Source organism: Kitasatospora sp. MY 5-36 (assembly GCF_001182915.1).
In the GTDB taxonomy this organism is placed as follows: Bacteria; Actinomycetota; Actinomycetes; order Streptomycetales; family Streptomycetaceae; genus Kitasatospora.
This window is the reverse complement of the sequence record NZ_LFVW01001390.1, coordinates 1-663: the sequence shown is the minus strand read 5'-3', so window position 1 is coordinate 663 and position 663 is coordinate 1. Positions and strand designations below refer to the sequence as shown.

Annotated in this window: 1 protein-coding gene; it reads right to left on the bottom strand. The window is 79.5% G+C overall.

Annotated features, from left to right (window positions below):
• Positions 1–43 precede the first annotated feature (43 nt).
• Positions 44–663 (bottom strand): alpha/beta hydrolase (locus tag AE652_RS42605; protein ID WP_049661705.1); only part of this gene is annotated, 620 nt, incomplete at its 5' end.

The window sequence follows — 663 nt, the reverse complement described above, 5'->3', positions numbered from 1 at the left end:
GGCGACGGCCCGTGCAGCCGCCACCGCCGCCGTCCCCGGAGCGCTACGCGAACGGCTGGCGGTCCGGCGCGCAGACCGTCCCGGGCGCCGGCAGCCGACCCTCCACCAGGTAGCGCTCCTGCGCCCCGGCCGCGCAGGCGCTCGGGTTGCCCAGGACCGTGTGCCCGTAGCCGTCGACGGTCAGCAGGCGGGCCCCGGCGAGGGTGTCGGCCATCGCGCGGGAGCCCTCGTAGGGCCAGGCCGGGTCACCGGTGTTCGCGACGACCAGCACGGGCGCGGCGGTGCGGCGGTCCCACGGCCCGTCGTAGCGGTCCCGGGCGGCCTGGGAGGGCCAGGACGCGCAGCGCTGGGTCTGCCACACCCAGTACGGGCCGACGGCGCCGGAGCGTGTCTCGGCGAGGGCGGCCAGGGCCGGGTAGTCGGCGCCGGCGGGCGGGTTGGCGGTGTCCGCGCACAGGGTGCCCAGGGTCTGCGCCTGCCCCGACAGCGCGCCCGGCGCCGGTGCCGGAGCGGGGGTGGGGGCGGGCGGTGCGTCGGGGGCGGTCGACAGCTGCTGCAGCCACGCGCCGAGGGCCGCCCAGCCGCTGTCGGGGACGCCCGGCAGCGGCGCGGCCGTGTACAGCATCGACGCCACGGTGGAGACGGCGGAGGCGTAGGTCACCT